Raw genomic sequence first — 3,620 nt, 5'->3', positions numbered from 1 at the left:
AACCGCAGAACAGACGTCGCGTCAGCACCCCTCACAAGATCGCCAACAGAGTCACGGTGTTGCACCAAGCGGGACGCCATCAGTCCTTACCTGGGAACCAGTGCGGAAGACGAGCGGCGTGGTAACTCGATGCCTTGATGAGGTCTTGGCTCGGTTCCGCGATCCACGCACGGAAGTGGCGCGCCGCCTCGGCATCGAAGGCACCGGTCGCGTCCGCCGCGATGGCTGCGCCCTGAGCACCACGACTGATGACAGTGATGGCAGGGTATGCCGAGACCTGTTCTTCGAAGGCATCTACGTCATGCATTGTGAGGACGAGGTCCATGCTGTACCTACGGGTCACGAGCTGGCGTAGGCCACGGCCGTACTGGTTCCTCATCCAGCGATCCGCGCAGATGAAGCCAAGCTTCCCGTCCTGCCTCAGCTTTCGCAGGCCAGCCTCGTAGAAGCCGATGTAGATGTCAGCCCGGCCCTCCGTGGTGGGGCACGCCTGACGATAGGCCTTCATGCTGCTCGTCAGGTACGTCCTCCAGTCGGATGTACGGCGGGTTACCCACCACAAAATCCGCGGTGCCTGGACTCGGCTCCTGAAGAAGGAAGTCCCCGTGCTTCACCCATGAGTGGACGACCTTCTCGACGTCTGGCGCGCTCCACCCGTCGCCGAGGAGTTGTTCGGTGATGACAGCCCTACTGTGCTCGATATTCCGTTCGAGCAGGTCGAACGCTTCGATTGCGTCACTGGCGTCGAGCAGGGACCGCCCCCGACTCCGACAGGAGGCACTCAGGCGCGCCACCATGGGGGGCGAGGAAGGCGGCCTGTCCGCAGGCAGGTTCCACTATCCGCATGTCGGCGAGGTTCAGGTCATCTGTGTATCCGACCAGATCCAAGATCGTCTCTACGACCCAGCGTCGAGTGAACACCTCTCCGTGCTGCACAGCCACCTGCAAGAAGTGGGTAGCGGCAGGTCGCTGGCGTCGACTTCGAAGAGACTCTGAGTTTCCACCCAACGAGCCTATAGCCCCACGCCCTGTCGCGGTGCCAGGTCCGTACGGGCGGCCGCTTCGGAGCGGTGCGGTGTGTGCGGGCACACTGCCGCGCACCCGTTTTCGAGGAGCCCCTCATGTTACGTTGGCTCCATGAGCCCTCGTCCGTTTCCGCCCGCGCCCAAGGCGGCGGTCAAGCCGCTGCGGCGTGACGCTCAGCGCAACCGGGACGCGATCGTGGCCGCCGCCCGTGAGGCCTTCGCACGGGAGGGCCTCGACGCGTCCCTGGAGGGGGTGGCTCGCCAGGCCGGCGTTGCGATCGGAACGGTCTATCGGCACTTCCCCACCCGGCTCGCTCTGGTGGAAGAGCTCTTCACCGCGAAGTTCGCCGAACTGGTCGCCGCCGTCGAAGAGGCCGTCGCCATGGACGACGCCTGGCAGGGCTTCTGCCATTATCTCGAGCGGCTGTGCGAACTTCAGGCCTGTGACCGCGCCCTCCACGAGTTGCTCTCCGCCAGGCTCCCCGCCCATGTGATCGGCGGGGAGTTGGTCGGCCGAGCGAGAAAGCTGGGCGCTCAGGTCTTCCGGGCCGCCCAGGAGCAGGGATTCGTCCGTGCCGACGCCACCCCGGAAGACGCCGCCTTTGTCATCTGGTCCCAGGTAGGCATCATCCAGGCCACCCGCAGCGTCGCCCCCCAGGCCTGGCGCCGCCACCTGCACTTCATGCTGGACGGCTTCCGGGCGGGCTGTGCCCACCCCCTGCCGGAACCGCCGCTGACCCCCCTGCAGGTCGATGAGGCCTTGACCACCATCGAATGCCCCGAGCACGAATGTCAGGAATGTCACGAAGGGCAGTGACCCCCCGCGGCGAACCAGTCGGCTTACCGAGACTCTTGCAGAATCCCCCTGCTTCAGGACTCCGTTGGGAAATCCGCAGACTGGTGATGACGAGTGTGCGGGGCTGTCATGATCGGCCTGTTCGCCGATCGAGGGTGGGGCTGGATGTCGCTGGAGCCGTGGGCTGATCGCGGAGTGCCGGAGCTGACTGCGCGGGTGGTGCGGGCTTCGTTCCCGAAGGGGACGCTTGCGGTCCGTGTTCGTGAGGCGCTCGGTCCGCTGTTCGAGGACGAGTCGTTCGCCGAGGCTTTCCCTGGACGGGGCGGCCGGCAGTCTCGCCCGGGGCATTGGCGCTGGTGTCGGTGCTGCAGTATGCCGAAGGGCTCACCGACCGGCAGGCCGCTGACCAGGTGAGGGCCCGGATGGACTGGAAGTTCCTCCTCGGTCTTGAGCTGGACGACCCGGGGTTCGACTTCTGCGTTCTTTGCGACTTCCGTGCCCGGCTGATCGAGCACGGCCTGGAGGAGAAGGTCTTGGACCTGGTCCTTGAGCGGATCTCCGGGCTCGGGCTGCTGCGCGCGGGGGGCCGTCAGCGGACCGACTCCACCCACGTGCTCGCGGCGGTGCGGACGTTGAACCGGATGGAGTTCGTGGGCGAGACCCTACGGGCTGCCCTGGAGGCCCTGTCGGCGGCGGCCCCGCAGTGGCTGTCCGCGCTGGTCACCGCGGACTGGGTCAGACGCTACGGTGCCCGGATCGACTCCTACCGCTTTGCCAAGGGGGAGAACGTGCGCCAGGAGTGGGCCGAGCAGGTAGGCCGTGACGGCTTCACGATCCTTGAGGCCGCCTTCGCTCCCGGCTCTCCGGGCTGGCTGCGGGAGATCCCCGCCGTCCAGGTCCTGCGCCGGGCCTGGGTGGAGCAGTACCACCGCGATGGCGAGGGGGTGCACTGGCGGGAGGGCAAGGACCTCCCGCCGGGCAGATGCCGGCTCTCCTCGCCCTATGACCCCGACGCCCGCTACAGCATAAAGCGGGGCTCAGGCTGGTGCGGTTACAAGACCCATCTGTCTGAGACCTGCGAGTTGGACGCCCCGCACCTGATCACCCAGGTGATCACCACGGACGCGACGGTCGCCGACACCGACGTTACCGAGACCGTCCATCAGGGCCTGGCCGCACGGGAGTTACTGCCTGCCGAGCACGACGTCGATGCCGGCTATGTCACCGCCGCGCACATCGTCACCGCCCAGGACCGATACGGGATCGAGCTGGTGGGGCCCCTCGGGCCGGACACCTGCCACGACAACCATCAGGGCGAGCACTTCGCGCAGAGCGCGTTCACCATCGACTGGCAGGCCCGCACGGTCACCTGTCCCCAATGCAAGACCAGCACCAGCTGGTCTTGCCAGCGCAAGAGCAGCGGAACTCCCCTCGCGCGGGTGCACTTCACCGCCCAGGACTGCGGCAGTTGCCCCGTGCGCGAGAAGTGCACCAAGGCGGCGAACGGCAAGTGGGGCCGCAGCCTCACCCTGCTCCCCCAAGACCAGCAGGAGGCCCTGGAAACCCGGCGCCGTGAGCAGCTGACCGACGAGTGGCAGAAGCGCTACAACATCCGCGCCGGCGTGGAGGGCACGATCTCCCAGGCGGTCCGCCGCACCCAGATCCGCCGCACCCGCTTCACCGGCCTGCCCAAGACCCACCTCGGACACATCTTCGCCGCCACCGCCATCAACATCATCCGACTCGACGCCTGGCTCACCGAAACACCCCTCGGCCCAACCCGAACCTCACACCTAGTG

The 3,620-nt window shown here is 66.9% G+C and carries 3 protein-coding genes; 2 read left to right on the top strand and 1 reads right to left on the bottom strand.

All coding sequences use genetic code 11. The features are described from left to right. Positions 1–79 precede the first annotated feature (79 nt). A complete protein-coding gene (locus VXC91_RS43480; RefSeq protein WP_329512873.1) occupies positions 80–508 on the bottom strand; it encodes an Eco57I restriction-modification methylase domain-containing protein in 429 nt (142 codons plus the stop codon). A gap of 629 nt (positions 509–1,137) precedes the next feature. Here VXC91_RS43480 and VXC91_RS43475 point away from each other — a divergent pair. Both VXC91_RS43475 and VXC91_RS43470 read left to right on the top strand, forming a co-directional pair. Beyond that, positions 1,138–1,842, top strand: a complete 705-nt coding sequence (locus VXC91_RS43475) for a TetR/AcrR family transcriptional regulator (RefSeq protein WP_329512872.1) — start codon at positions 1,138–1,140, stop codon at positions 1,840–1,842. Positions 1,843–2,177: 335 nt separating this feature from the next. Further along, a partial coding sequence (locus tag VXC91_RS43470) for an IS1182 family transposase (protein ID WP_329512871.1) occupies positions 2,178–3,620 on the top strand: 1,443 nt, incomplete at its 3' end.

It is taken from the genome of Streptomyces chiangmaiensis (assembly GCF_036281785.1).
In the GTDB taxonomy this organism is placed as follows: Bacteria; Actinomycetota; Actinomycetes; order Streptomycetales; family Streptomycetaceae; genus Streptomyces; species Streptomyces chiangmaiensis.
This window is presented reverse-complemented; position numbering and strand designations above follow the sequence as displayed.

Bases quoted from the DNA above. Each gene is read 5' to 3' on its own strand.
- VXC91_RS43475 (WP_329512872.1), top strand. From the start codon at position 1,138: ATGAGCCCTCGTCCGTTTCCGCCCGCGCCCAAGGCGGCGGTCAAGCCG.
- VXC91_RS43480 (WP_329512873.1), bottom strand. From the start codon at position 508: ATGAAGGCCTATCGTCAGGCGTGCCCCACCACGGAGGGCCGGGCTGAC.